The organism is Brachybacterium phenoliresistens, assembly GCF_000576425.1.
Classification (GTDB): Bacteria; Actinomycetota; Actinomycetes; order Actinomycetales; family Dermabacteraceae; genus Brachybacterium; species Brachybacterium phenoliresistens.
The window spans coordinates 221,880-245,532 of record NZ_KK069989.1 but is presented as its reverse complement, the minus strand read 5'-3'; the positions used below and the strand labels follow the sequence as shown (position 1 = coordinate 245,532).

The 23,653-nt window shown below is 73.2% G+C and carries 23 protein-coding genes; 8 read left to right on the top strand and 15 right to left on the bottom strand.

Features of this window, described 5'->3' with window-relative positions; translation table 11 throughout:
• Position 1: 1 nt before the first annotated feature.
• Together BF93_RS04230 and BF93_RS04225 are read left to right on the top strand one after the other, a co-directional pair.
• Positions 2 to 1,756, top strand: a complete 1,755-nt coding sequence (locus BF93_RS04230; RefSeq protein ID WP_198025338.1) for an ABC transporter substrate-binding protein — start codon at positions 2 to 4, stop codon at positions 1,754 to 1,756.
• Positions 1,757 to 1,990: 234 nt separating this feature from the next.
• Positions 1,991 to 4,252, top strand: a complete 2,262-nt coding sequence (locus BF93_RS04225; protein WP_038370816.1) for an endo-beta-N-acetylglucosaminidase — start codon at positions 1,991 to 1,993, stop codon at positions 4,250 to 4,252.
• Positions 4,253 to 4,570: 318 nt separating this feature from the next.
• On the opposite strand, the gene pheT is transcribed toward BF93_RS04225, so the two are convergent.
• A complete protein-coding gene (gene pheT, locus BF93_RS04220) occupies positions 4,571 to 7,156 on the bottom strand; it encodes a phenylalanine--tRNA ligase subunit beta (protein ID WP_038370815.1) in 2,586 nt (861 codons plus the stop codon).
• A gap of 1 nt (position 7,157) precedes the next feature.
• Positions 7,158 to 8,276 (bottom strand): phenylalanine--tRNA ligase subunit alpha, encoded by a 1,119-nt coding sequence (pheS, locus tag BF93_RS04215; RefSeq protein WP_038370814.1) that lies wholly within the window; start codon positions 8,274 to 8,276, stop codon positions 7,158 to 7,160.
• Between the two features lie 187 nt (positions 8,277 to 8,463).
• Here pheS and BF93_RS04210 point away from each other — a divergent pair, with 187 nt between their 5' ends.
• The 3 genes from BF93_RS04210 to BF93_RS18820 are packed head-to-tail and all read left to right on the top strand — an operon-like array spanning position 8,464 to position 10,738.
• Positions 8,464 to 9,579, top strand: coding sequence for an S-(hydroxymethyl)mycothiol dehydrogenase (locus BF93_RS04210; RefSeq protein ID WP_038370813.1), 1,116 nt, complete (start codon positions 8,464 to 8,466; stop codon positions 9,577 to 9,579).
• Positions 9,576 to 10,199 (top strand): MBL fold metallo-hydrolase, encoded by a 624-nt coding sequence (locus tag BF93_RS04205; protein WP_038370812.1) that lies wholly within the window; start codon positions 9,576 to 9,578, stop codon positions 10,197 to 10,199. Before BF93_RS04210 ends, BF93_RS04205 begins: the two co-directional genes overlap by 4 nt.
• Entirely contained in the window at positions 10,196 to 10,738 is a 543-nt protein-coding gene (locus BF93_RS18820; RefSeq protein WP_051486500.1) for a hypothetical protein, read from the top strand. Before BF93_RS04205 ends, BF93_RS18820 begins: the two co-directional genes overlap by 4 nt.
• Positions 10,739 to 10,768: 30 nt before the next feature.
• On the opposite strand, the gene BF93_RS04195 is transcribed toward BF93_RS18820, so the two are convergent.
• From BF93_RS04195 to infC, 5 genes are read right to left on the bottom strand one after another with little or no spacing between them, the layout of a single operon-like run.
• Positions 10,769 to 12,850, bottom strand: coding sequence for a bifunctional copper resistance protein CopD/cytochrome c oxidase assembly protein (locus BF93_RS04195; RefSeq protein ID WP_038370811.1), 2,082 nt, complete (start codon positions 12,848 to 12,850; stop codon positions 10,769 to 10,771).
• Positions 12,847 to 13,713: a TrmH family RNA methyltransferase gene (locus BF93_RS04190; protein ID WP_038370810.1), complete on the bottom strand. Its 867-nt coding sequence runs from the start codon at positions 13,711 to 13,713 to the stop codon at positions 12,847 to 12,849. Before BF93_RS04190 ends, BF93_RS04195 begins: the two co-directional genes overlap by 4 nt.
• 19 nt (positions 13,714 to 13,732) lie before the next feature.
• On the bottom strand, positions 13,733 to 14,113 hold the full coding sequence (gene rplT / locus BF93_RS04185; protein ID WP_038370808.1) for a 50S ribosomal protein L20: 381 nt from the start codon (positions 14,111 to 14,113) through the stop codon (positions 13,733 to 13,735).
• A gap of 58 nt (positions 14,114 to 14,171) precedes the next feature.
• Positions 14,172 to 14,366, bottom strand: coding sequence for a 50S ribosomal protein L35 (rpmI, locus tag BF93_RS04180; protein WP_038370807.1), 195 nt, complete (start codon positions 14,364 to 14,366; stop codon positions 14,172 to 14,174).
• Between the two features lie 24 nt (positions 14,367 to 14,390).
• Positions 14,391 to 14,990: a translation initiation factor IF-3 gene (gene infC / locus BF93_RS04175; RefSeq protein ID WP_038370806.1), complete on the bottom strand. Its 600-nt coding sequence runs from the start codon at positions 14,988 to 14,990 to the stop codon at positions 14,391 to 14,393.
• 348 nt (positions 14,991 to 15,338) lie between these two features.
• Between infC and BF93_RS04170 the strand changes: the two genes are divergently transcribed.
• Positions 15,339 to 16,139: a DUF4352 domain-containing protein gene (locus BF93_RS04170; RefSeq protein ID WP_038370805.1), complete on the top strand. Its 801-nt coding sequence runs from the start codon at positions 15,339 to 15,341 to the stop codon at positions 16,137 to 16,139.
• A gap of 37 nt (positions 16,140 to 16,176) precedes the next feature.
• On the top strand, positions 16,177 to 16,551 hold the full coding sequence (locus BF93_RS04165) for a DUF1844 domain-containing protein (protein ID WP_038370804.1): 375 nt from the start codon (positions 16,177 to 16,179) through the stop codon (positions 16,549 to 16,551).
• Positions 16,552 to 16,622: 71 nt separating this feature from the next.
• Here BF93_RS04165 and BF93_RS04160 read toward each other — a convergent pair whose 3' ends face one another.
• The 7 genes from BF93_RS04160 to BF93_RS04135 form a co-directional block, all read right to left on the bottom strand.
• Positions 16,623 to 17,453 (bottom strand): SseB family protein, encoded by an 831-nt coding sequence (locus BF93_RS04160; protein WP_084148238.1) that lies wholly within the window; start codon positions 17,451 to 17,453, stop codon positions 16,623 to 16,625.
• Positions 17,450 to 18,184 (bottom strand): bifunctional 1-(5-phosphoribosyl)-5-((5-phosphoribosylamino)methylideneamino)imidazole-4-carboxamide isomerase/phosphoribosylanthranilate isomerase PriA, encoded by a 735-nt coding sequence (gene priA, locus BF93_RS04155; protein ID WP_038371075.1) that lies wholly within the window; start codon positions 18,182 to 18,184, stop codon positions 17,450 to 17,452. The genes BF93_RS04160 and priA overlap by 4 nt, the downstream gene beginning before the upstream one ends.
• Before the next feature lie 74 nt (positions 18,185 to 18,258).
• The gene (locus BF93_RS19740; protein WP_198025337.1) at positions 18,259 to 18,414 is read right to left on the bottom strand and encodes a hypothetical protein; all 156 of its coding nucleotides are present in this window, start codon (positions 18,412 to 18,414) and stop codon (positions 18,259 to 18,261) included.
• Positions 18,411 to 19,073: an imidazole glycerol phosphate synthase subunit HisH gene (hisH, locus tag BF93_RS04150; RefSeq protein ID WP_038370802.1), complete on the bottom strand. Its 663-nt coding sequence runs from the start codon at positions 19,071 to 19,073 to the stop codon at positions 18,411 to 18,413. Before hisH ends, BF93_RS19740 begins: the two co-directional genes overlap by 4 nt.
• Complete coding sequence (locus BF93_RS04145) at positions 19,070 to 19,702, bottom strand: hypothetical protein (protein WP_232226187.1); 633 nt, start codon at positions 19,700 to 19,702, stop codon at positions 19,070 to 19,072. The genes hisH and BF93_RS04145 overlap by 4 nt, the downstream gene beginning before the upstream one ends.
• Entirely contained in the window at positions 19,699 to 20,304 is a 606-nt protein-coding gene (gene hisB, locus BF93_RS04140; RefSeq protein ID WP_038370800.1) for an imidazoleglycerol-phosphate dehydratase HisB, read from the bottom strand. Before hisB ends, BF93_RS04145 begins: the two co-directional genes overlap by 4 nt.
• The gene (locus BF93_RS04135; protein ID WP_038370798.1) at positions 20,301 to 21,443 is read right to left on the bottom strand and encodes a histidinol-phosphate transaminase; all 1,143 of its coding nucleotides are present in this window, start codon (positions 21,441 to 21,443) and stop codon (positions 20,301 to 20,303) included. Before BF93_RS04135 ends, hisB begins: the two co-directional genes overlap by 4 nt.
• 142 nt (positions 21,444 to 21,585) lie before the next feature.
• On the opposite strand from BF93_RS04135, the gene BF93_RS04130 reads away from it, so the two are divergent.
• On the top strand, positions 21,586 to 22,038 hold the full coding sequence (locus BF93_RS04130; protein ID WP_038370797.1) for a DUF3054 domain-containing protein: 453 nt from the start codon (positions 21,586 to 21,588) through the stop codon (positions 22,036 to 22,038).
• Between the two features lie 172 nt (positions 22,039 to 22,210).
• Here BF93_RS04130 and hisD read toward each other — a convergent pair whose 3' ends face one another.
• The gene (gene hisD, locus BF93_RS04125; protein ID WP_038370796.1) at positions 22,211 to 23,536 is read right to left on the bottom strand and encodes a histidinol dehydrogenase; all 1,326 of its coding nucleotides are present in this window, start codon (positions 23,534 to 23,536) and stop codon (positions 22,211 to 22,213) included.
• Positions 23,537 to 23,653: the final 117 nt, after the last annotated feature.

The following is a 23,653-nucleotide window of genomic DNA, read 5'->3' as shown; positions in this document are numbered from 1 at the left end:
CATGACACAGCGCATGACGCGCACCTCGTTCGATCGACGCTCGATTCTCGGCCTCGGCGCTGCGGCGCTCACCGCATCTGCTCTCGCCGCCTGCGGCGGAGGATCCGACACAGGGACGACCTCGGATCCCGCAGGCGGCTCCGGCGCACGCGCCACGGAGGGGACGATCGACAACGACGGCATCCTCCGCATCGGCGCGACCGTCGCGACGTCGAACGTCTTCCCCGAGAACTTCAACGTCTTCGGCGGCGGCGACTCCGCGCCCGGGAACGCCCTGTTCTGGGAGACCCTTTTCCGCATCTCCTCGACGGACGGCTCCAAGCTCGCGCCGAACCTCGCCGAGAGCGTCGAGTACACCGAGGGCGGCAAGGTCGCGACCTACGTCCTGCGAGACGACGTGACCTGGAACGACGGAGAGAAGTTCACCTCGAAGGACGTCGCCTTCACCTATGGGTTCATCTTCGAGGAGCCTGGGACCACGCCCGACGAGAACGGCAATCTCCCCTGGCTCGCGAAGGCGATCGAGACACCCGACGAGAAGACCGTCGTGGTCACCTACAACGAGCCGCAGTACACCGAGGACCTTCCGCTGTCGCTGTACTTCCCGATCTACCCCGAGCACATCTACAAGGATCTCGACCGCCAGAACTACCAGGACCGCGACCCCGTCGGCACCGGTCCCGGCCGGCTGAAGAAGTTCGCCGGGCAGCAGATCGAGATCGAGATCCGCGACGACTACTGGGGCGAGATCGCCCCGGAGCTCACCGAGGTCCACCTCGTACCGTCCGGCACAGCCGGCAACATCGAGTCCCAGATCACCAAGGGAGACGTCGACTGGTCCCAGGGCGGGGCGCCCGGCGTCGTGACCAACTTCGTCACGATGGAAGACCACAACGGGTACTACTACTACCCGGACGGCTCGACCCGCGGCATCATCATGGCCACGCACAAGGGACCCACGCAGGACGTCGCGGTCCGTCGCGCCCTGCGCGCCGCCGCTGACATGAACATCGTCGCCGAGGCCGCGGGCATCGCCTACACGGTCCCGTCGATCACCGGGCTCGACACCGGCATCTACGCCTCGATGCTGAAGGACGAGTTCAAGGATTCGATGATGCCTGACCTCGAGGCCGCCAAGAAGGAGCTCGCGGACGCCGGCTGGACGGTGAACGAGGCCGGAAACCTCGAGAAGGACGGCACGGAGCATCCTCTCAAGCTCCACATCCAGAACGACAATCCGGCGGAGATGACCACGATGCCGATCGTCGTGGACCAGTGGTCGAAGAACCTCGGACTCAAAGTCGCCTTCACGCCGCTCCCCCCGGATGTGTTCGGACCCGCGCAGGCCAAGGGCGACTACGAGCTCTCGCTGTGGACGACCAACGCCGCGGGCGGAGCATTCCAGGCCTTCACCATGTACATGCACACCAAGATCTATGAGATCGGCGACGAGACGGCGGACGGCAACTACGGCCGGTGGAAGATGCCTGACGCGGCGAACGATGCGATCATGGCGATCACCACGACACCTCCGGACCAGGTCGAGAAGATCACGGAGAACTGCCAGATCCTGCAGCAGGCGGTAGCCGATGAGGCGCCCTATATCCCGGTGCAGTCCAACGGCGCCGGGGGGATGTTCACCACGAAGAAGTGGTCCGGACTGAAAGAGGCCTCAGATATCGACTACTTCCCGCGCGTGGACGGCTACAACAACCTCATCAGAACGGTCACGGATTTCACTCCGTCCAAGGCCTGACGAGCAGACAGCGCACCATGCTTCTCGGGGTCTCGTTCCGATGAAGGCTGGAGGGGCCGCGGAAGACAACGGCCCCTCCAGCTCTCCGTGGACAGCGAGGACAGCGACGCCTACGCTGAACTACAGCGGTTAAGCACCTCGATCGCGCGAGCAAGGAGGCTCCCGATGTCATCCCACCGTCCCGGTTCCCCTCGACCTTCACGCCACCCCCTCACCCGACGGACCGTCCTGCGCATGAGCGCCGTGGCGGCCACCGTCGGCGCTGTCCCCTACCTCCCGGGATCCCCGATGCCGACCCCTGCTTCCCGGGCCGCCGGCGGCGACCCTGACTCCATCGCTCCCCTCTTCCGCGAATGGCCCCGCGAGGACGGCGAAGGCTCCTTCGCCTTCTACCTCGACAGCCGTACCGATCTCGACGAGTTCCTTGCCTTCGACTACCGCAACGCGGATCTCGCCCATCACCGCTCGTTCGTGCCGCGCGCTCGTCGCGTCACCGACCCGTCCCTCCTGGCAGCTCAGCCGGAGCTCGACGCCCGTCCTCAGGTGGCTGACTTCTCCGAGTTCTACAGCTTCGTGGAGCACGGAGCGGACGGGTTCACGTACGCCCACGACTTCCGTGCAGGGAACGCGCGCGACGTGCAGGTCCCCCGCTTCCACCAGTATCGCGACCTCGTCTCCTACTGGCAGGTGTTCACGGCCGTCCCCAACGCGGCCCTGACGGACGTCGTCCACCGCAACGGCGGGCGCTGCCTCGCCTTCATGTTCAACTCCGGGCCGACCAACTTCTCCCGGGACGCGATGCTTCGGCAGGACCCGGACGGCTCCTTCCCGGTCGGGGACCGCCTCGTCGATCTCGCCGCGTACTTCGGCTTCGACGGATATATGTTCGACATGGAGGAAGGCGTCGTCGACTCGGCGGACAAGCCTCTCCTGCTCGCCATGTTCCAGTCGATGCACGAGCGCGCCCGCATGAGCGGCTTCGAGATCCACCTCCAGATCTACGGCCCGAATCCCGATGGGCGCAGCTACGCCGACTGGCAATCGATCTCGCAGGAGCAGGCGGACTACCTCACCACCCCCGATGCGGCCGACAGCTGGTTCCTGGACTACAGCTGGTCCGACTACCTGGACACGACGAGGGACACCCTCGCCGTCACCGACATCGACCCCTACGGGCAGGTCTTCTTCGGGATCGAGCTCGAGGGGTTCCGGGGAGAGATCGGCGTGGACACGACCCGGTCCCCGCTCGCCGAGGCGATCCCGCCCCACGGTTCCCGCCAGCCGCTGGGCAGCACCGCGCTGTTCAGCCTCACCGCAGAGACGACCCGCCGCGTCCACGCGGAGCTGAAGGACGCCCACGGCGGCGAGCTGCCCGACTTCGAAGAGGTCCGCCACGCCGTCTACCGCGGCGAGCGCCGCTTCTGGTCCGGTCCGCACCAGAACCCGGCGCTCCCGGCCGACGGCCCGATCGGCCTCTATGGGATGGCGGACTACGTCCACGCCCGCTCCGCCGTCGCCGAGCTGCCGTTCCTCACCCGCTTCAACACCGGTGCCTCGGATCAGTTCTCCCTCGCCGGGCGACGCAGCTCGGCGGAGCCCTGGTACAACCTGGGAATCCAGGACCTCCTGCCGACCTGGCAGTTCTGGACGCGGAACCTCACCACGGGCGAGCCCGTGACCGGTCCGCTCGACGTCGACTACGACCTGAGCGCCGCGTTCGACGGCGGTGCGAGCCTCTCGATCACGGGCACTCCCCAGGACGACGACGGCGTCGAGATCCGCCTGTACCGCACCGAGCTCGAACTCCCCGCGGAGTCCTGGGCGAGTCTCACCTACACCTCCCGCTCGGTCGCGCACCTGTCCCTGGGCCTCGTCTTCGAGGACGATCCGGGCACGACGACATGGCACGACCTCGACGACCTCCCGCAGAATGACGACTTCGGCCCGACCTGGGGCTACGGCAGCGGCGGCCGCGGCTGGGGCCGAGGCGGCTGGGAGCCGACGAGCTCGTGGGCGGCGGGATGGCGGACCACACGCACGGGCTCGGACTGGCAGCAGGCTGTCATCGGCCTCGGCGGCGAGGAGGGGCGCACGATCGTCGGTGTCTCCCTCGCAGTCACAGCGCCGGCCGGGACCGATGTCGACCTTCGCATCGGGGAGCTCGCCGTGTCCGCGAACCACCTCCAGGAGCAGACCCCCGAAGCACCGACCGGCCTCGTCCTCGAGGACAGCCGGCTCCGCCCCGACGGAGCATCGGCCGAGGCACGCCTGATCTGGGACATCGAGAGCTCGGTCGCGTACTACGACGTCCTGCGCCGCGGCAGCACCGAGGATGCCGCGCAGCTGGTCTGGCTCGGGCGGATCACCGCAGACCGCTGCTACCTGCAGAAAGTCCCCGTGCAGGAGGGCGAGACGTCGGTGGAGCTGCTGCTGCGGGCGACCGCTCCCAACGGACGGACGTCGGAGCCGGCCGCCGTCATGATGCCGGTGGCCTGAGCCGGGCCTGCCCGCCGCCCTCCAGGGCGGCGGGCGCAGCGGCTCGAGCCGCTGCCCCGGAGGAGGCTGCGAAGGGCGCCAGGCGATCTCCGCGAGCGCGTCCATGGAGGCACCGACCTGCCCTGTCACCGTCCGTGCATGTACAGGGCGGTCAGCCCTCGCTCCGCTACGCCATCGGGGAGCCGGACGGTCCCTCGATCGTGGAGGCACGGCGGGCCACGTCGAGGCTGAGCCCGCGACAGCATCCCTCGTCGAGGCCGCTGCGCGGATGCCCCGCGGGACGGGACTCGGCGAGCTCCCGTCCCGCGGCTGGCCTGCTCAGGCCCGCAGCTCGCCTCCGACGGCGGCGGAGACCGCCTCGATGCAGCGGGTGCGCGCGGCCCCGATCTCCTCCGCAGTGAGCGTCCCGGTCTCCGAGCGCAGCCGCACCGAGAAGGCGACGGACTTCCGCCCCTCGCCGACCTGGTCGCCGGTGTACACGTCGAACAGGTGGATCGACTCGAGCAGGTCGCCGATGCCGACCACCATCGCGGCCTCGACCGCGCTCGCGGGCACCGAGGCGTCCACCACGAAGGCGAAGTCCTCCTTGGCCGGCGGGTAGGTCGAGACGGGCTCGGCGCGGACGACGGCCGGCGCGGAGGCGATCAGCGCGTCGAGGTCCAGCTCCAGCGCACCGGAGCGCGCGGGCAGGCTGTAGGCCTTCACGACCCGCGGGTGCAGCTCCCCGGCGTGGCCGATGAGGGTGCCGTCCTCCGCGAGCAGCTGTGCGCAGCGGCCCGGGTGGAACGGGGCGAGCTGGTCCTGGCGCACCTCGAGGCGGGCCCCGACGGCGGCGGCGACGCGGCGGGCCGCCTCGATCGCATCGGCCCAGCCCCAGTCCTCCGCCGAGCCCCACCACGAGCCGGGGCCGCTGGCCCCGCCGAGCACGGCCGCCAGGTGGCGGCGCTGCGGGGGCATCGCCGCATCGATCGCGCGCAGCTCGTCCTCGCGCGGACGGGCGGCGGCGCTCGGGATCGGGACCGCGGCCCCGGAGGCCCGCGAGACGGTGCCGATCTCCTGGATCGCGACGGCCTCCTGGCCGCGGCCGAGGTTCCGCTTCGCGGTGGGCAGCAGCGTCTGCAGCAGCGCCGTGCGCAGCAGCGGCTCGTCCTCCGCGAGGGGGTTCAGCAGCCGCACCGCGGTGCGGCGCTCGTCGTCCTGCGGGTAGCCGAGGGCGTCGAAGATCCCCTCGGGCACGAAGGGATAGGAGGTGACCTCCGTCAGCCCCCACTCGGCGAGGGCGAGCGCGGCGGACCGGCGCCCGCGCTGGGCGCGGGTGAGGCCGCGCCCTCCGGGAGCCTGCGGGAGGATCGAGGGGATGCCCTCGTAGCCGACCAGCCGCGCGATCTCCTCCACGAGGTCCTCGCGGAAGCGCAGATCGGGGCGCCAGCTGGGCGGGGTGACCGTGAGCACGGAGCCGGCGGCGGCCTCCCCCTCGACCCGGGCGCCGATCTTCTCGAGGCTCTCGACGACCTGCTGGGGCGTGTAGGCGACGCCGACCAGGCGCTCGGCGGCGCCGACGGGGAGCGAGATCGCCGCGCGGGCCGGGACGGTCCCGACGTCGGTGCGCTCGGAGGCGATCGTGCCGCCGCCGTGCTCGGCCAGCAGCTCGGCGGCGCGGCGCACGGCGAGCGCCGGCAGCTGCGGGTCCACGCCGCGCTCGAAGCGCTTGGAGGACTCGCTGGGCAGGCGGTGCCGGCGCGCCGAGCGGGCGACGCTGACCTGGTCGAAGGTCGCGGCCTCGAGGACCACGTCGGTGGTGGCGGCGGAGACCTCCGTGGAGGCGCCGCCCATCACGCCGGCGATGCCGATCGCGCGATCGCCGGTGCCGCCGCCGTCGGCGATCACGAGATCCTCGCCGTGCAGGGCGCGGGGCTTGTCGTCGAGGGTCTCGAGCTTCTCGCCCGGATGCGCGCGGCGCACCCGGATCGGCGCCACCAGCTGCGCGGCGTCGTAGGCGTGCATCGGCTGGCCCAGGTCCAGCATCACGTAGTTGGTGACGTCCACGACCAGGGAGATCGGCCGCATGCCGGCCAGGGTGAGGCGCTGCTGCATCCAGCGGGGCGACGGCGCCTGCGGGTCGATGCCCGTGACGGTCTGGGCGACGAAGCGCGAGCAGCCGGGGCGGCCGTGGATGGGCGCCTCGTCCTCGAGCAGCACCTCGACGCCGGGACCGGAGGCCTCCGGCACCGTGATCGCCGCGGCCGGGTCGGTGAAGGCGCCCCCGGTGGCGTGGGAGTACTCGCGGGCGACGCCGCGCATCGAGAAGGCGTAGCCGCGGTCGGGGGTGACGGTGATCTCGACGACCTCCTCCCCCAGTCCGAGCAGGGAGATCGCATCGTCCCCGGGCTGGGCGTCCAGCCCGCGGGCGTGGCCGCGGCCCAGCACGATGATGCCGTCCTCGCCGTCGGGATCCGGGCCCAGGCCCAGCTCCTCGCCCGAGCAGATCATGCCGTCGGAGACGTGGCCGTACGTCTTGCGGGCCGCGATCGGGAACGGCCCGGGCAGCACGGTGCCGGGCAGCGAGACGACCACGAGGTCGCCCTCGACGAAGTTGTGGGCGCCGCAGATGATGCCGCGGCTGGGGACCTCGTCGCCCGGCTGCGGGTCCTTCGGGGAGTCGAGGGCCTCGTTGTGCTCCGGGCCGACGTCCACGCGCACCCAGTTGATGGTCTTGCCGTTCTTCTGGGGCTCCTTGACCAGGGCGAGGACGCGGCCGACCACGAGCGGGCCGGTGACCTGCGCCCCGTGGATCGCCTCCTCCTCGAGGCCGACGGAGACGAGGTCGGCCGCGACCGATTCGGCATCGGCCCCGTCGCGCAGGGCGACGTGGTCGGCGAGCCAGGTGAGAGGAATGCGGGGCATGTCAGATCTCCGTCCCGTAGTGCTGGGGGAAGCGCACGTCGCCCTCCACCATGTCGTGCATGTCCTTCACGCCGTTGCGCAGCATGAGGATCCGTTCGATCCCGAGTCCGAAGGCGAAGCCCTGGTGCTCCTCGGGGTCGATGCCGCAGGCGCGCAGCACGGCCGGGTTGACCATCCCGCAGCCTCCCATCTCGATCCACCCGGTGCCGCCGCACACCCGGCAGGCCGGGTCCGCGTCGTGGTCCAGGCCCTCGCGGGCGTCGCAGGAGAAGCAGCGGAAGTCCATCTCCGCGCTGGGCTCGGTGAAGGGGAAGTAGCTGGGGCGCAGCCGGGTGATGGGCGCGCCGCCGAACAGGTGGGCGGCCAGGGCGTCCAGGGTGCCCACGAGGTTCGCCATGGTCAGGCCCTTGTCGATGGCCAGGCCCTCGACCTGGTGGAACACGGGCGTGTGGGTGGCGTCCAGCTCGTCGGTGCGGAACACCGTGCCGGGGCAGGCGATGTACAGCGGGGCGCCGCGCTCGAGCATGGCGCGCGCCTGGACCGGCGAGGTGTGGGTGCGCAGGACCAGGCCGGAGTCCTCGCCGCCGTCGGGGCCGGCGACGTAGAAGGTGTCCTGCATCTGGCGGGCCGGATGGTCCGCGTCGAAGTTCAGGGCGTCGAAGTTGAACCACTCCGCCTCGATCTCGGGGCCCTCGGCGATCTCCCAGCCGATGCCGACGAAGAAGTCGGCGATGCGGTCCTCGAGGGTGCGCAGGGGATGCCGCGCGCCGCGGGGCCGGCGGTCCGTGGGGACCGTCACGTCCACGGTCTCCTCGGCCAGCGCGGCCTCCTCCTCGGCGGCGGCGAGCTCGGCCTGGCGGGCGGCGAGGGCCTGCTGCACGCGGCCCTTGCCCTGGCCCACCAGCTTGCCGGCGGCCGCCTTGCGGTCCTTCGGGAGGTCCTTGATCGCACGGTTCGCCGTGGACAGCACGCTGGCATCGCCCACGTGGTCGATGCGCACCTGCTTCAGGGCGGCGGTCGTGCCTGCCGCGGCGATCGCGGCGAGGGCGGCGTCGACGGCCGCGCCGATGGTCGGCTCGTCGATGACCGGGAGGTCGGGGTTCGAGGGTGTCTCGGACACGGGGATCGCTTTCGTCCGGTGGGCTGGCGTGCGGGGAGGGGCGCCGCGGGGCGCGCCCGCACCGCCGACCATTCTAGGAGCTGGGCCGGGGGCCTCGCGCCGCGGGAACGGATCGCCCGGGCCGCCGGGACCGCTTAGCCTGGTGGGGACACCGTCTACCCCTCCTCGGAGGAGTCTGGAGCACCCCATGTCCTGGACCGTCAAGGGCGTCATCGCCCGTGCGGAGAAGCAGCCCGCCGAGCTCGTGGACGTCGTCGTCCCCGATCCCGGCGCCCACGACGTCATCGTCGACATCGACGCGTGCGGCGTCTGCCACACCGACCTCGCCTATCGCGACGGCGGCATCTCCGATGAGTTCCCCTTCCTGCTGGGCCACGAGGCCGCCGGCCGGGTCGCCGTGGTCGGCGACGCCGTCACCCACGTGGAGGTCGGCGACTACGTGGTGCTGAACTGGCGCGCCGTCTGCGGCGAGTGCCGGGCCTGCCGCAAGGGCGTCCCCCAGTACTGCTTCGCCACCCACAACGCCTCGCAGCCGATGACCCTCGCCGACGGCACCGAGCTGTCGCCGGCGCTGGGCATCGGCGCCTTCATCGAGCGCACCATCGTCCACGAGGGCCAGTGCACGAAGGTCTCCCCCGACGCCCCGGCCGAGGTCGCCGGCCTGCTGGGCTGCGGCGTCATGGCGGGCCTCGGCGCGGCGCTGAACACCGGCGCCGTCCAGCGCGGCGAGTCCGTGGCCGTGATCGGCCTGGGCGGCGTGGGCAGCGCCGCGATCGCCGGCGCGGTGCTCGCCGGGGCGACCACCGTCATCGGCCTCGACATCGTCGAGGAGAAGCTGCAGGCCGCGAAGGACCTCGGCGCGACCCACACGATCAACACCGCGGGCCTCTCCCGCGACGAGATCGTCGAGAAGGTGCAGGCCCTCACGGGCGGCTTCGGGGCCGATGTGGTGATCGACGCCGTCGGCATCCCCGCCACCTACGAGACCGCCTTCTACGCCCGCGACCTCGCCGGTCGCGTCGTGCTGGTGGGCGTGCCCCGCCCCGGCGTCGAGCTGACGCTGCCGATGCTGGACGTGTTCGGCCGCGGCGGCGCCCTGAAGTCCTCCTGGTACGGCGACTGCCTCCCCGAGCGGGACTTCCCCTACCTCACCGACCTGTACCTGGGCGGCCGCCTGCCGCTGGACCGCTTCGTCACCGGCACCACGGACCTCGCCGGCGTCGAGGAGGCCCTGAACTGCCTGCACCACGGCGACGTGCTGCGCACGGTCGTGAAGAACGGATCGGCGGTGGCCCCCGCATGAGCGCGCGCATCGACCACGCCGTGAGCTCGGGGACCTTCTCGCTGGACGGGGAGACCTTCGAAGTCGACAACAACATTTGGGTGCTCGGCGACGACGAGCAGTGCGTGGTCTTCGACGCCCCGCACTCCGTGGCCGCCGTCCGCGAGCTCGTCGGCGATCGCGAGTGCGTCGGCATCCTGCTCACGCACGCCCACGACGACCACGTGCGGATGGCGCCGGAGCTCTCCCAGGCCCTCGAGGCGCCGATGCTCCTGAACCCGGACGATGCGGAGCTGTGGAAGCTCACCCACGGCGATCTCCCCTGGGACGACGACGTCGCCGACGGCGACGAGTTCTCCATCGCGGGAGTGGACATGGTCGCGATCGCCACCCCGGGCCATTCCCCGGGCTCGACCTGCTACCACGTGCCGGAGCTCGGCCTCGTGCTGACCGGCGACACCCTCTTCGAGGGCGGGCCCGGCGCGACGGGACGCTCCTTCTCCTCGCGGGAGACGATCGAGGCCTCGATCCGGGATCGCCTGTTCACCCTGCCGCCGGAGACGGTGGTCCACACCGGGCACGGCCCGTCCACGACCATCGGCGCGGAGCTCGAGCGCGCCCGCGGGGACTGGCTGTCATGACCCGCCTGCGCCCGTCCGCGCTGGGGCTCCGGCGCGGGCGGGCGTACGCCCGGGACTGCCTGGGCTACCTGGGGATCGCTGCGGCGATGGTGCCGCTCGGCGTGGTCGTCTCCCGCAGGATCACCGATCCCGCCGTGCTGCGCCCCGTGGTCACCGCCGCCAGCGCCCTCCCTCCCGTCCTCGCGGCGTGCTGGGCGGCCCGCGCCGAATCCGGGCCGCACGCCGCCACCTGGGGCAAGCGCCGCGAATCCCTGCAGGTCGCGGCCCGCGTCCCCGGCGAGCCGCCGGGACCGGGCGGGATCTCGTTCCGCCGGGCCCTGCTGCGCAGCACGGTGAAGATCGCGATCCCGTGGCAGCTGGGGCACACCGTCGCCCTCGGCGCCGCATGGGGGGACTTCGACACCCGGGCCCCGGCCACCCTGGCGGCCGCGGTCCTCACCTACCCGCTGCTCGGGGCGATGATCGGGTCCGTGGTCCTCTCCCCCGGGCTGGGCCTGCACGACCGTCTCGCGGCGACCCGCGTGCTCGACGCCTCCTGAACCGCCCCGGCGGCGCGCCTCCGGCGAGGTTCAGCTCCGGCGGGCATCCGCCTCGGGCCCGGCGCCGGCACCGTCCTGCGCGCTCGCACCGGCTCCCGGGCCCGCATCGCTCGGCGGGGCGGGAGCCTCGCCGCGCAGGCTCTGGAGGTAGGCGTTGTAGGCCTCGAGCTCCGCGCCGCCGTCGCGGTCGGCCTTGCGGTCCCACTGGCGGGCGCGCCGCGCATCGGAGCGGACCCAGGTCATCGCGAGGATGATCGCGTAGGCGAGGGTCGGGACCTCGGAGATCCCCCACATGATCGAGCCGCCGCGCTTCTGGATCTCGGTCAGCTGCGGCACCGAGTACATGCCGAGGTCCGTGTACCAGCCCTGGGCGATCAGCCAGGTGGCCGAGACCACGGCCACGCCGAAGAAGGCGTGGAAGCTCAGCGTCACCAGGAGCGTCATGAGCTTCAGCATCGGGTTCACGGGGCGGGTGGCGGGGTCCACGCCGATCAGCACCCAGGCGAACAGGTAGCCCGAGGCGAGGAAGTGCACGGTCATCACGACATGGCCGACATGGGTGCGCATCGCCAGCTCGAACAGGGGCGTGAAGTAGAACAGCACCAGGGACCCGGCGAAGATCGCCCCGGCCAGCGGCGGGGTGGAGAGCACCCGGGCGTAGCCGGAGTGCAGCGCCGCCAGCACCCATTCGCGCACGCCGCGGGAGCCGTCGGTGCGCGGGGCCACCGCGCGGGAGAGCAGGGTGACCGGCCCGCCCAGGACCCACAGCGGCGGCACGATCATCATCATCGCCATGTGCTGGACCATGTGCGCGTCGAAGCGGAAGCGGCCGTAGGCGCCCGGCCCGCCGCTCATCACCCAGGCGAAGGCGAGGCAGCCCAGCAGGAAGGGCACGGTGCGGGCGAGCGACCAGGCGTCGCCGCGCCGCCGCAGCCGGAGGACGCCCGCCAGGTAGAGCCCGCCGAGCAGTCCGGCCAGCGCGAGCGCCGTCCAGTCGGGCTCGAAGCCGGTCAGCAGCGTGAGGATCGAGAAGGGGCGGGCGGGAGGCTCGAAGCCGACCAGGGACAGCACGCGCAGCGCACCGTCGGCGGGGATCTCCTGCGGCACCGGCGGGGCGGTGCGGCCCAGGGCGATCGAGGTCCCGATGACGACGGCGAGCAGGGCGCCCTCGGTCGCGGCGAGGTGCCGGAAGCGGACCGCATCGCCCAGGTGCCGGCGCTGGAGGGCGCCCAGCACGGCGAGCACGCTCAGCAGCACGGCCTTGAGCAGCACCAGGCGGCCGTAGCCCTCGGTGAGCAGCTGGGCCGGGGAGTCCAGGCGCAGGGAGGCGCTGAGCACGCCGCTGAAGGCCAGGGCGAGGACGGCGGCCAGGGCCCACGGGGAGAACCGCCGCACCACCGCGACGCGGTCCGCCGCGGAGAGGGAGCCCTGCAGCAGCCCGATCACCAGCAGCCCGCCGGCCCAGACGGAGACGGCCACGATGTGCACGGCCATGGCGTTGACGGCGTTGGTGTGGTCCAGGCTCGCACCGGCGTGGCCGGCCAGCCCGAGCAGGGCGGCGCCGATGCCGGCGAAGGCCAGGCCCCAGCACCCGGCGACCGTCGAGCGGGCCAGGCCCATGAGCAGCGCCGCGAGGGCCGCGGCGATCGCCACGGCGAGCTGGATGCGCCCCAGGTCCATGCTCAGGGCCAGCTGCCACAGGTCGCGGTCGGTGCCGGCGCCGGTGGCCTCGAGCGCGCCCAGCGGGACGAGGACCAGCGAGGCCGCGGCCCACAGCGCCGCCCCCGCCGCGCCCAGCCGCAGCACCGCGCCGCGCCCGACGCCGCCGGCCGCGGTGCCGCTCGGGGGCGGGGCGAGGTCGAGGACCCGGCTGCGCGAGGGGCCGGGCATCAGCAGCACGGCCGTCCCGCCGGCGCCGACGGCGAGCAGCAGACCCAGGTGGTGGAGGGCGCGCACGACGGGGATGCCCCAGGTGACCAGGGGCGAGGCGGGGACGAGCCGGTCGCCGGAGGCGGCGCCCGTGACGAGCAGGCCCAGCAGGGCGGTGACGATCGCGAGGACCAGCGCGGCGGGGATGGCCAGGGCGGCGCCGCGTCGCAGCAGGGCGCTCACTCCCGGCCCCGGCGGCGCAGGGTCTCGAACAGGCACACCGTCGCGGCGGTCGCGACGTTGAGGGACTCGGCGGCGCCGGCCAGCGGGATGCGCACGGCGAGGTCCGCATCGGCGAGCACCGCCGCGGGCAGGCCGCGGGCCTCGTTGCCCATGACCCACGCGATGCGGGCGGGGATCTCGGCGGCGAAGAGCTCGTCCTGCGCGTAGCCGCTGGTGGCGGCGATGGCCACGCCTGCCGCGCGGAGGGCGGGGTACAGCAGCTCGGCGTCGGCGCCGCCGGCCACGGGCAGATGGAAGAGGCTGCCGGCGCTCGAGCGCACGACCTTGGGGGCCAGCACGTCAGCGCTGGCGCCGGTGAGCAGGACGAGGTCCGCGCCGGCGGCATCGGCCGCGCGGATCAGGGTGCCGACGTTGCCGGGATCGCGCAGCTCGTGCAGGACGAGGACGGTCGCGGGCTCCCCGGCGGCGGGCAGGGCGGCGAGGGCGTCCTCGAGCGCGAGATCGACGGCGGCGGTGCGGGCGGTCGCGACCACGCCCTGCGGGCTGACGAGAGCACCGGCGGCGTCCTGGTCGCGGACCATGGCGCGCAGCGCCTCGGGGGCGATGGGACGCACCGCGATGCCGGCGGCCCCGGCGAGGTCGACGATCTCGCCGTGGTCGGACGCCGCCTCGGCGGTGAGGAAGAGCTCCTCCACCGCATCGGGCCGATGCTCCACCAGGGAGCGCACGGACTGCGGGCCCTCGACGCGGAACAGGCCGTGGCGGCGACGCGCGGAACGCCCGGACAGCCCGGCGATCCGCCGCACCCGATCGGATCGGGGCGAGGAGATCGTCCGGTCGTCCGGGCGTTCCGTGGTGCTCATGGAGTCGACGTCCGCGCGATCAGGCGGCAGGAGCGTTGACGTCCTTGGGGAGGGCGTTCTTGGCGACCTCGACGAGCGCGGCGAAGGCCGGCGCGTCGTTGACGGCGAGCTCGGCGAGCATGCGGCGGTCGACCTCGACACCCGCGAGGCCGAGGCCCTGGATGAGTCGGTTGTAGGTCATGCCGTTCGCGCGCGACGCGGCGTTGATGCGCTGGATCCAGAGCTGGCGGAAGTTGCCCTTGCGCTTCTTGCGGTCGCGGTAGTTGTACGTCTGCGAGTGGAGGACCTGCTCCTTCGCCTTGCGGTACAGGCGAGAGCGCTGACCGCGGTAGCCGCTGGCCTGCTCGAGGATCTCTCGACGCTTCTTATGGGCGTTGACCGCCCGCTTCACGCGTGCCACGTGATTCTCCTTCGATGGTGACGAGTTCTGGGGTGCGGGAGCGATCCCGCACGGGGGCTCAGCGGCCCAGCAGCTTCTTCATGCGCTTGACATCGGCCTTGGCGACGGTGGTGTCGCTGCCCAGGCGGCGCTTGCGGTTCGAAGACTTGTGCTCGAGCAGGTGGCGCGCGTTGGCCTTCTCCCGCATGAGCTTGCCGGAGCCCGTCACGCGGACGCGCTTCTTGGTGCCCGAATGGGTCTTGTTCTTCGGCATGTGCCGTATCTCCTTCAGTGTCTGTCAGGACTCGACGGGCTCGGCGGGGGGGCCGCCGGTGCTCTCCGTGTCCTGGGGCGCCTGCTCGGTGCTGGCTGCCTTCTCGGCGTCGGACTTGCGCTTGCGCGCCTCGGCCATCGCCTGGGCCTTCTTCTTGTGGGGGCCCAGGACCATCACCATGGACCGACCGTCCTGGCGCGGGTGCGCCTCGACGAAGCCGTACTCGGCGACGTCCTCCGCCATGCGGCCCAGCAGCTTGATGCCCATCTCGGGGCGCGACTGCTCACGGCCGCGGAAGCGGATGATGACCTTGACCTTGTCGCCGCCCGAGAGGAACTTCTCGACGTTGCGACGCTTGGTCTCGTAGTCGTGCTTATCGATCTTCAGGCCCATCCGGATTTCCTTCTGGACCGTGTTGGCCTGATTCTTCCGGGCCTCGCGCGCCTTCATGTTGGCTTCGTACTTGTACTTGCCGTAGTCCATGAGACGGCAGACGGGCGGATTCGCCCCAGGTGCGACCTCGACCAGGTCCAGATCTGCTTCCGTGGCAAGACGCAGGGCGTCCTCGACGCGGACGATGCCGACCTGCTCGCCGGCCGGGCCGACCAGAAGGACCTTCGGCACCCTGATCTGTCCGTTGATTCGCTGTTCGCTGATGGTGGCTCCTCACCTCGGTGTATCGGACATGACGAAGGCCCCCGCTTGCAGCAGCGGAGGCCCCGAGCACACCGGACGCGCGGACGCGCCCGCCGGATCCGAGGATCCGGCTGCGATACTGACCCGGCGACGGCCGCCCTGGAGCGGTGCCGCGAGGTGGGAGGGACTCCACTTCGACGGGAACGACATGTTCCGATCGACTATCCTACCAGCGATGCACGTGCCGTCCAGGTGATGTGCATCGCGCCTCACGGCCGCCTCCCCCGGGAGACGCCGCCGGGGCCGGCCCGTGCCTCTCGAGCGAAGGTTGACCAGGTGAAGGACGCTGCATCCGGGGACCGCTCCTACGACTACGGCACCCCGGACGGCGCGCCCGCCGATCCTGCCTCGTCGCCCGATCCGGCCGCCTCCCCGTCCGAGACCCCCCTGCCCGCGGGATCGGAGCCCACCACCACCCGCCCGCGCGAGGCCGTCATGCGCCCCGTCCCGGACTCCTTCCCCACCCCGCCGCCGCGGCCCGCGGACTGGAACCGCCGGCGGCTGCGCGAGGAGGAGGCCGCCGCCGGCTCCCCCTCGCCGCTGCGGACCCGCCCCCTGCTCCTGGCCGTCGGCGCGATCGCCGCGCTGCTGCTGGCCGTCGCGCTCGGCGGGGGCTATCTCGCGCTGCGCTCCCTGCCCGATCCGGCCGCCTCCGCCCCGGCCGCGGACCCGGGAACCGGGGACGCCGCCGCACCGGGGTCCCTCGTCCTCGGCGACCTGGAGGTGGAGCTGGTCTCCTACGAGCCGGGGATCCCCTCGGTGGGCGATGCCGGGGACCGCCGGGACGCCGACGGCGAGTACGCCGTCCTCACCATCTCGGTGACCAACGGCTCGGCGCAGTCGGTGAACCTCGGAGATTCCGTGACCCTCGTCGACGACGCCGGCACCGTCCATGCGCCGGACCGCGAGGCGACCGTGGTGCATCTGGCGGACAGCGCGCCGTACGGGATGGTCGAGCCCGGAGGCACCGAGGTCTTCCATGCCGTCTACGATGTGCCGGTCGGCACCGTCATCGACCATGCCGCCGTCGACTTCAGCCGCTACCCCGCGGGCGGCTCGGGCGAGCTCCCCCTGTGAGCCGACCGCCCGGGCGCCCGATCCCCAGGAGGACCGCATGACCGATCCCACGCCCGATGCCGCAGACCCGAGCCTGATCGACGGGGGCGAGGAGGCGCGCGACATCGCCGAGGTCTCCGCGGTGGAGATCATCACGACCGCGACCGTGCACCTGATGAGCGCCGCCGCCGTGAAGATCGGCCTCGCCGAGGACGAGGAGACGGGCCAGTACCAGGACCTCGCCGAGGCCCGCAAGCTCATCACCGCCCTGGCCGGCCTGGTCACGGCGGCCTCCCCGGAGATCGGCGGGGATCATGCGCGCTCGCTGCGCGACGGCCTGCGCACCCTGCAGCTCGCCTTCGCCGAGGCGCTGCCCTTCCGGGACGAGCCCGGCCAGGGCCCCGGCGAGAAGTGGACCGGGCGCGTCAGCTGAGCCCGCCCCGGCGCGGCGGCCCGGACGACGCGGCGGGCCGGAGGCGCAGCGGCCCGGGGCGCAGGGCCCGCTCAGCCCACCAGGGCGAGCGTGAGGGAGCTGATCCGCTCGGCGACCAGCTGCGAGAGCCCCAGGCGCCGGCTCAGATCGGCGACGACCGCCTGCACGCCCTGCTGATCCAGGCCCGCCACCAGACGGACCTGCAGCTTGACCTCGGTGCGCTCCCCCGGCAGCGCGGTGAGCGCGAGCACCCCCTCGGTGTCGCCGGCGATCGCCGTGAGCTCGGCGGCGACCTCCGGGTCCTCGTAGGGCGGGATCCAGCCGCGCCCCTGGGCGAGGGCCCACAGCACCGAGCGGGGCAGCAGGATCGGGGTCCCGTCCGGTCCCGGCCGGGAGGGGTCCAGCACCAGGGCGGTGCATCCCTCCTGCACCGCGGCCTGCGCCGCCTGCGCCGCGGGCACCGGCACGGGGCGGGCGTCGCGCCGCCATGCGGCGAGCTCCGCGACGCCGGTGAACACCGGCAGGATCGTGGAGCCGTCCGGAGCGGTGATCGAGACCATCGCCATGTCGGCGCCGTTGTCCCCCGTCAGCCCGTGCGCGGTGGTGCCGGTCTCCCCGGCGATGGCCATGATCGGCACCAGCAGGCGCTCGGCGGAGATCGCCGCGACCAGGGCGGTGCGATGGGGGTCGCGCCCGGCGCGGTGCGCGGCCAGCGCCTCCGCCACCGCCGCCGGGGTGGAGCCGTCGTCGTCGGGGAAGGGACTGACGCTGTAGTCGCGCCCCGCCCACGGGGTGCCTGCGGTGTCCGTGAACGGGGACTTCTCCCGGAAGTGGGCCGGCAGCGCGCGCTGCGCCGCGGGCAGGTCCCCCTCCTGTCGCTGCTCGGGACGCGGCGCCGTCACGGGAGTCCGGCGACCTCGAGCGCCTCGGGCAGGGTGAACGCCTTCGCGTACAGCGCCTTGCCGACGATGGCTCCTTCGACGCCGGCGGGCACGAGCTCGCGCAGGGCCGCGAGGTCCTCGAGGGTCGAGACGCCGCCGGAGGCGATGACCGCCGCGTCGGTGCGGGAGCACACCTCGCGCAGCAGCCCGAGGTTCGGTCCCTGGAGCGTGCCGTCCTTGGTGACGTCCGTGACGACGTAGCGGGCGCAGCCGGCCTCGTCCAGGCGGTCCAGCACCTCCCAGAGGTCCCCGCCGTCCCGGGTCCAGCCGCGGGCGGCGAGGGTCGTGCCGCGCACGTCCAGGCCCACCGCGATCCGGTCGCCGTGCTCGGCGATGACCTCCGCCGTCCAGTCCGGGTTCTCCAGCGCCGCGGTGCCGATGTTCACGCGACGGCAGCCGGTGGCCAGGGCCGCGGCGAGCGACTCGTCGTCGCGGATGCCGCCGGAGAGCTCGACCTGCAGGTCCATGGCGGCGCAGACCTCCGCGAGGATCTTCGCGTTGGAGCCGCGGCCGAAGGCGGCGTCGAGGTCGACCAGGTGCAGCCAGCGGGCGCCGGCCTCCTGGAAGGACAGCGCCGCCTCCAGCGGCGAGCCGTAGGACGTCTCGGTGCCGGCCGCGCCCTGGACCAGGCGCACGGCCTGGCCGTCCTGGACGTCGACGGCAGGCAGCAGCTCGAGGATGGGAGCGGACACGGGCACCTCCGGGATGCGGTAGGGGGTGAAGGGGGTCACGAGGGTCGGGCGGTCGCCCGGGAGCAGGGGCGGGATCAGCTGAGGATCCGCAGCAGGGAGATGCCGATGCAGGCGAGCGCCAGCAGCGACAGCAGCGTGGTCGCCCACCACGGCTTGCGCCCGCGGAAGAAGGACCAGGCGCCGCCGGCGAGCAGGCCGCCGGTGAACAGCATGACGAACGCGAGGATCATGCGGCCGTCGGGGCGGGGCGCAGCGTCCCCAGCCAGTTGCGCAGCAGCCGGGCGCCCGCCGCCCCGGACTTCTCCGGGTGGAACTGGGTGGCGCACAGCGGACCGTTCTCGACGGCCGCCACGAAGCGGTCGCCGCCGTGCTCGCCCCAGGTCACCAGGGGCGCGGGCATCGGCCCGACGGGCTCGAGCGTCCACTGCCGCGCGCCGTAGGAGTGCACGAAGTAGAAGCGCTCCTCCTCGAGGCCCGCGAACAGGCGCGTGCCCTGCGGGACCTCGACGGTGTTCCAGCCCATGTGCGGGACCACGGGCGCCTGCAGCCGGGTCACCTCTCCCGGCCACTGGCCGAGCCCGGTGCTGGTGACGCCGTGCTCGGTGCCGCGCTCGAACATGACCTGCAGGCCGACGCAGATCCCGAGGACCGGCAGCCCGCCGGCCAGGCGCCGCTCGATGATGCGGTCGCCGCCGACGGCGCGGATCTGGGCGATGGTGGCCTCGTAGGCGCCGACGCCGGGGACGACCAGGCCGTCGGCCGCGAGGGCCTGGTCGGCATCGGCCGTGAGGGCGACCTGCGCGCCGGCGGCCTCGAGCGCCCGCACCACGGAGCGGACGTTGCCGCTGCCGTGGTCCAGGACGACGATGCGGGGTCCGGGCTCGCTCATGAGTCCTTCCTCCGGCCGAAGGCGATCCACCGCAGCGCCTGGGCGCGGGAGACCTGCGAGGGGTCGATGCCCTCCCCCAGCTCGTCGATCCCGACCCCGCCGACGAGCAGCTGCTCGACCAGCGGGTCGACGGCGCCGAGGACGAGCGCCGGCGAGACGTCCTCGCCCCGCTCGCCGCCGCGGTAGCGGGTGGCGGTCATCCGGTCGCCGCGGCGCCAGAACAGCACGACGCCGTGGCGCTGCAGCGCGGTGGAGACCACGGCCGCGAGGTCGTGGGCGGAGACCTCCTGCAGGGGGCCGGCGGCGATGGCTCCGGTCTCCGAGGAGTACACGAGGGTGCCCTGCGGGATGTCGATGCCGTCGGTGCGGGCCTCCCGGCCCAGGCGGATAGCCCCGGCGAGCGCCTTGGCGGCGGCCACGGAGGTGGCCACGACCGCGATCGCCGGCTCCTCGTCGGCCGCATCGTCGGATTCGGGCTCGCTCCCGGTCGACGGCGCGGACAGCACGTCCTCCACCGTGAGCGGGGCCTCCTCCAGGGACAGGCCCTGGGTCAGCCGCGCGAACTCGGCGTCGATGTCGTCCTCGCGGGGGTCCTCGCCCTCGCGCGGCGGTTCGGGGGTGATGCTCACAGCGCTCCCTTGGTGGACGGGACCCCGGTGACCCGGGGATCGGGCTCGCAGGCGGCGCGCAGGGCCCGCGCGAGCGCCTTGAACTGGGCCTCGACGATGTGGTGGGGGTCGCGGCCGGCGAGCACGCGCACGTGCAGGCAGATCGCGGCGTGGTGGGCCAGGGACTCCAGCACGTGCCGGGTCAGGGCGCCGGTGAAGTGCCCGCCGATGAGGTGGTACTCCTGCCCCTCCGGCTCGCCCGTGTGCACGCAGTAGGGGCGTCCCGAGACGTCCACGACCGCCTGGGCGAGCGCCTCGTCCAGCGGCACGATCGCATCGCCGAAGCGGGTGATGCCGTGCTTGTCGCCGAGCGCCTCGCGCAGGCACTGGCCCAGCACGATCGCGGTGTCCTCGACGGTGTGGTGCACGTCGATGTGGGTGTCGCCGGTCGCCTTCACGGTGAGGTCGAAGCGGGCGTGCGTGCCCAGCGCCGTGAGCATGTGGTCGAAGAACGGCACGGAGGTGGACACGTCCACCGCGCCGGTGCCGTCGAGGTCGAGGAAGACCTCGACCGAGGATTCGCGGGTGCTGCGGCTGATGCGGGCGGTGCGGGGAGCGGTCATCGGGGGTCGGCCTCCTCGAGGGCGGTGCGGAAAGCGGCGTTGTCGTCGGGGGTGCCGATGGAGACCCGCAGCCAGCCCTCGGGGCCGACCTCGCGGATCAGGACCCCGTGATCGAGCAGCGTCTGCCAGACGGCGTGGCGGTCGCCGCCGACGTGGAACAGGATGAAGTTCGCATCCGAGGGGGCGACCTCGTGGCCCCGGGCGAGCAGGTGCTCGGCGAGGGCGTCGCGCTCCTCGCGCAGCACCTTGACCTGCGAGAGCAGCTCCTCGGCGTGGGCGAGCGCGGTGCGCGCCACGGCCTGCGTGACGGCGGAGAGGTGGTAGGGCAGGCGGACGATGCGGATCGCATCGACGATCGCGGCATCGGCCACCAGGTAGCCCACCCGCGCCCCGGCCAGGGCGAAGGCCTTGGACATCGTGCGGGAGACGGCCAGGTTCGGGAGCTCGGGCAGGAGGGTCAGCGCGCTGGGCACGCCGTCGCGGCGGAACTCGCCGTAGGCCTCGTCGACCACCAGCAGCCCGCGGCGCGGCGCCAGGGCCGCGGCGGCCGCGCGGACCAGCTCGAGGTCCAGCGCCGTGCCGGTGGGGTTGTTGGGGCTGGTCAGCACGACCACGTCCGGGTCGTGCTGCGCGATCGCGTCGGTGACCTGCTCGGCGGTGAGGGCGAAGTCCGGGGCCGGGCCGCGCGGCGCGGCGACCCAGCGGGTGAAGGTGTCCCGCGCGTACTCGGGGTACATGGAGTAGTGGGGCGCGAAGCCGAGCGCCGTGCGCCCCGGCCCGCCGAAGGCCAGCATCAGCTGGTGCATGACCTCGTTGGAGCCGTTCGCGGCCCACACCTGGTCGACCTCGGGCGTGGGGACCTGCGCCTCCGCCCCCACATAGGCGGCGAGGTCGGAGCGCAGGGCGGTGAACTCGCGGTCGGGATAGCGGTTCAGGCCCGCGGCGGCCTCGGTCACCGCCGCGCCCAGGGCGGCGGCGAGCGCCGGCGAGGGCGGGAAGGGGTTCTCGTTGACGTTGAGCATGTGCGGCACGTCGAGCTGCGGCGCGCCGTAGGGATGCATGCCGGCCAGGTCCTCGCGCGGGACGGGGATGCCCGGGCGTGCCGGGACGGTCGTGGGCGCAGGGCTGGGTGCGGGCATGGCCCCATGGTAGAGCCTGAGCGCGCCTGCGCCTCGGGCGCGTCCGGGCACCGGAGGGCCGGGCGTGACGCTCGTCGCGGCGGGCCCGGATCGAGGCCGTCGGCGCAGGGCGCTCCGAGCCTCCCGCACTACCCTGGGTCGCATGTTCCGCTCCGTGGGTGCCCTGATCGGCGATGTCCTCGCCGTGATGCTGTTCGTGATCATCGGCCTCTTCCAGCACGGGCAGGAGATGTCGGCCCAGAACATGTTCCTGGTCGGCTGGCCGTTCCTGGTGGGCGTGCTGATCGGCCACCTGGCGATCCGCTCCTGGCGCGCGCCCTTCCGGCTGTGGCCGCACGGCGTGTTCATCTGGGCGATCACCGTGGTCTGCTGCATGGCGATCCGCACCCTGTTCTCCGCCGGCACCGAGACGAGCTTCGTGGTCGTCACCGCGATCGTCACGGGCGTGCTGATGCTGGGCTGGCGCGCGGTGGCGCTGTTCCTCACCCGCGGCGAGCGCCTGCAGGTCATCGACCTCTCCTCCGCCGGGACCGCCGATGCGGCGGCCGGGGAGGATGCGAGCACCGCGGACGGGCCCGCCGACCCCCGCTCCTGACCCCATCGGTCGCCAGACCCCGCCGACCGTCCCGGAATTGTCACTCCCTATGCCATCCGGGGCGTCCGGATGGCATAGGGAGTGACAATTCCGGGAACTGCGTTCCGCGGCGCGGCGCGGGCGCGTGCGCGTGCGGCGTGCGCGGACCCGGCGCGGGCCCGCCCGCCCCGGGCTAGTCCTCGAAGCGGATGTCGACGGCGCGGCCGTGGGAGGGCAGGCCCTCGGCGACGGCGAGCGTGGTCGCCGTGGCGCGGGCGCCCTCGAGCGCCGTGCGGTCGTATTCGACGACGTGGATGCCGCGCAGGAACGTCTGCACGCCCAGCCCGCCCGTGCTGCGGGAGGTGCCGCCGGTGGGCAGCACGTGGTTGGAGCCGGCGGCGTAGTCCCCGAGGCTCACGGGGCTGTGGTCGCCGACGAACACCGCCCCGGCGTTGCTCACCCGCGCGGCGACGGCCGCGGCCTCGCGGGTCTGGATCTCCAGGTGCTCGGCGCCGTAGCTGTTGACGACCTCGAGGCCGCGGTCCATGTCCTCGACGAGGATCGCGCCGCTCTGGCGGCCGCGCAGGGCCTCGGCGATCCGCTCGGCGTGCAGGGCATCGGGCACCTGCAGCGCGAGCTGCTCCTCGACCCGTGCGACGAGCGGGGCGTCGTCCGTGACGAGGATGCTCGCGGCCAGCGGGTCGTGCTCGGCCTGGGAGATGAGATCGGCGGCGACGAAGCGGGCATCGGCCGAGGAGTCGGCGAGGATCGCGATCTCGGTGGGGCCGGCCTCGGCATCGATGCCCACCCGGGAGGAGACCAGGCGCTTGGCGGCGACGACGTACACGTTGCCGGGGCCGGTGATGAGGTCGACGGGGTCCAGGACGGTGCCGTCGCCGAGGTCCGGCGCGCCGTGTGCGAGCACGGCGATGGCCTGGGCGCCGCCCGCGGCGATCACCTCGGTGACCCCCAGCAGCGCGCAGGCCGCCAGGACCGTGGGGTGCGGGAGGCCGCCGAACTCCTTCTGCGGCGGGGACGCGAGGACGATCTGCTCGACGCCGGCGACCTGGGCCGGGACGACGTTCATCACGACGCTGCTGGGCAGGACGGCGCGGCCGCCCGGGGCGTACAGCCCCACCCGCCGCACCGGCACCCAGCGCTGGGTGACGATGCCGCCGGGGACGACCTGGACCCGCTCCTCGGAGCGCACATCGCCCTGGGACACGGCGCGGACGCGGGAGATGGCGTCCTCGAGCGCGGCGCGGATCGCCGGGTCCAGCTCCGCGAGGGCACGGTCCAGCTCGGCCTGCGGGACGCGGAGGTGGGCCGGCCGCACGCCGTCGAAGCGCTCGGAGGCCTCCAGCACCGCCGCGGCACCGCGATGGGCGACGTCCTCGACCAGGGGCCGCACGGCGGCGACGGCGGACTCGACGTCCACCTCGGCGCGCGGCAGGGCCGCGGCCAGCTCGGAAGGGGTGAGGGTCTGCCCGCGCAGGTCGGTGACGGCGAGATAGGTCATGGCTCCGAGTCTAGAGCGTCCGCGCGCGCGGCCCCGGGGACGCTCCGCCGGCCGGAATCCCGCGCGGCGCGACGCGGGCCCCCGGGCGGTGCCACCATGGTGGGGCGGGCGCCGCGG

Coding starts and splice junctions, on each gene's coding strand:
- hisB (WP_038370800.1), bottom strand. CDS start 20,304: ATGACCGCTCCCCGCACCGCCCGCATCAGCCGCAGCACCCGCGAATCC.
- pheT (WP_038370815.1), bottom strand. CDS start 7,156: ATGCCCCGCATTCCTCTCACCTGGCTCGCCGACCACGTCGCCCTGCGC.
- BF93_RS04190 (WP_038370810.1), bottom strand. CDS start 13,713: ATGAGCACCACGGAACGCCCGGACGACCGGACGATCTCCTCGCCCCGA.
- hisD (WP_038370796.1), bottom strand. CDS start 23,536: ATGACCTATCTCGCCGTCACCGACCTGCGCGGGCAGACCCTCACCCCT.
- BF93_RS04130 (WP_038370797.1), top strand. CDS start 21,586: ATGTTCCGCTCCGTGGGTGCCCTGATCGGCGATGTCCTCGCCGTGATG.
- BF93_RS04230 (WP_198025338.1), top strand. CDS start 2: ATGACACAGCGCATGACGCGCACCTCGTTCGATCGACGCTCGATTCTC.
- BF93_RS04205 (WP_038370812.1), top strand. CDS start 9,576: ATGAGCGCGCGCATCGACCACGCCGTGAGCTCGGGGACCTTCTCGCTG.
- BF93_RS04210 (WP_038370813.1), top strand. CDS start 8,464: ATGTCCTGGACCGTCAAGGGCGTCATCGCCCGTGCGGAGAAGCAGCCC.
- BF93_RS19740 (WP_198025337.1), bottom strand. CDS start 18,414: ATGATCCTCGCGTTCGTCATGCTGTTCACCGGCGGCCTGCTCGCCGGC.
- BF93_RS04165 (WP_038370804.1), top strand. CDS start 16,177: ATGACCGATCCCACGCCCGATGCCGCAGACCCGAGCCTGATCGACGGG.
- BF93_RS04225 (WP_038370816.1), top strand. CDS start 1,991: ATGAGCGCCGTGGCGGCCACCGTCGGCGCTGTCCCCTACCTCCCGGGA.
- BF93_RS18820 (WP_051486500.1), top strand. CDS start 10,196: ATGACCCGCCTGCGCCCGTCCGCGCTGGGGCTCCGGCGCGGGCGGGCG.
- hisH (WP_038370802.1), bottom strand. CDS start 19,073: ATGAGCGAGCCCGGACCCCGCATCGTCGTCCTGGACCACGGCAGCGGC.
- rpmI (WP_038370807.1), bottom strand. CDS start 14,366: ATGCCGAAGAACAAGACCCATTCGGGCACCAAGAAGCGCGTCCGCGTG.
- BF93_RS04135 (WP_038370798.1), bottom strand. CDS start 21,443: ATGCCCGCACCCAGCCCTGCGCCCACGACCGTCCCGGCACGCCCGGGC.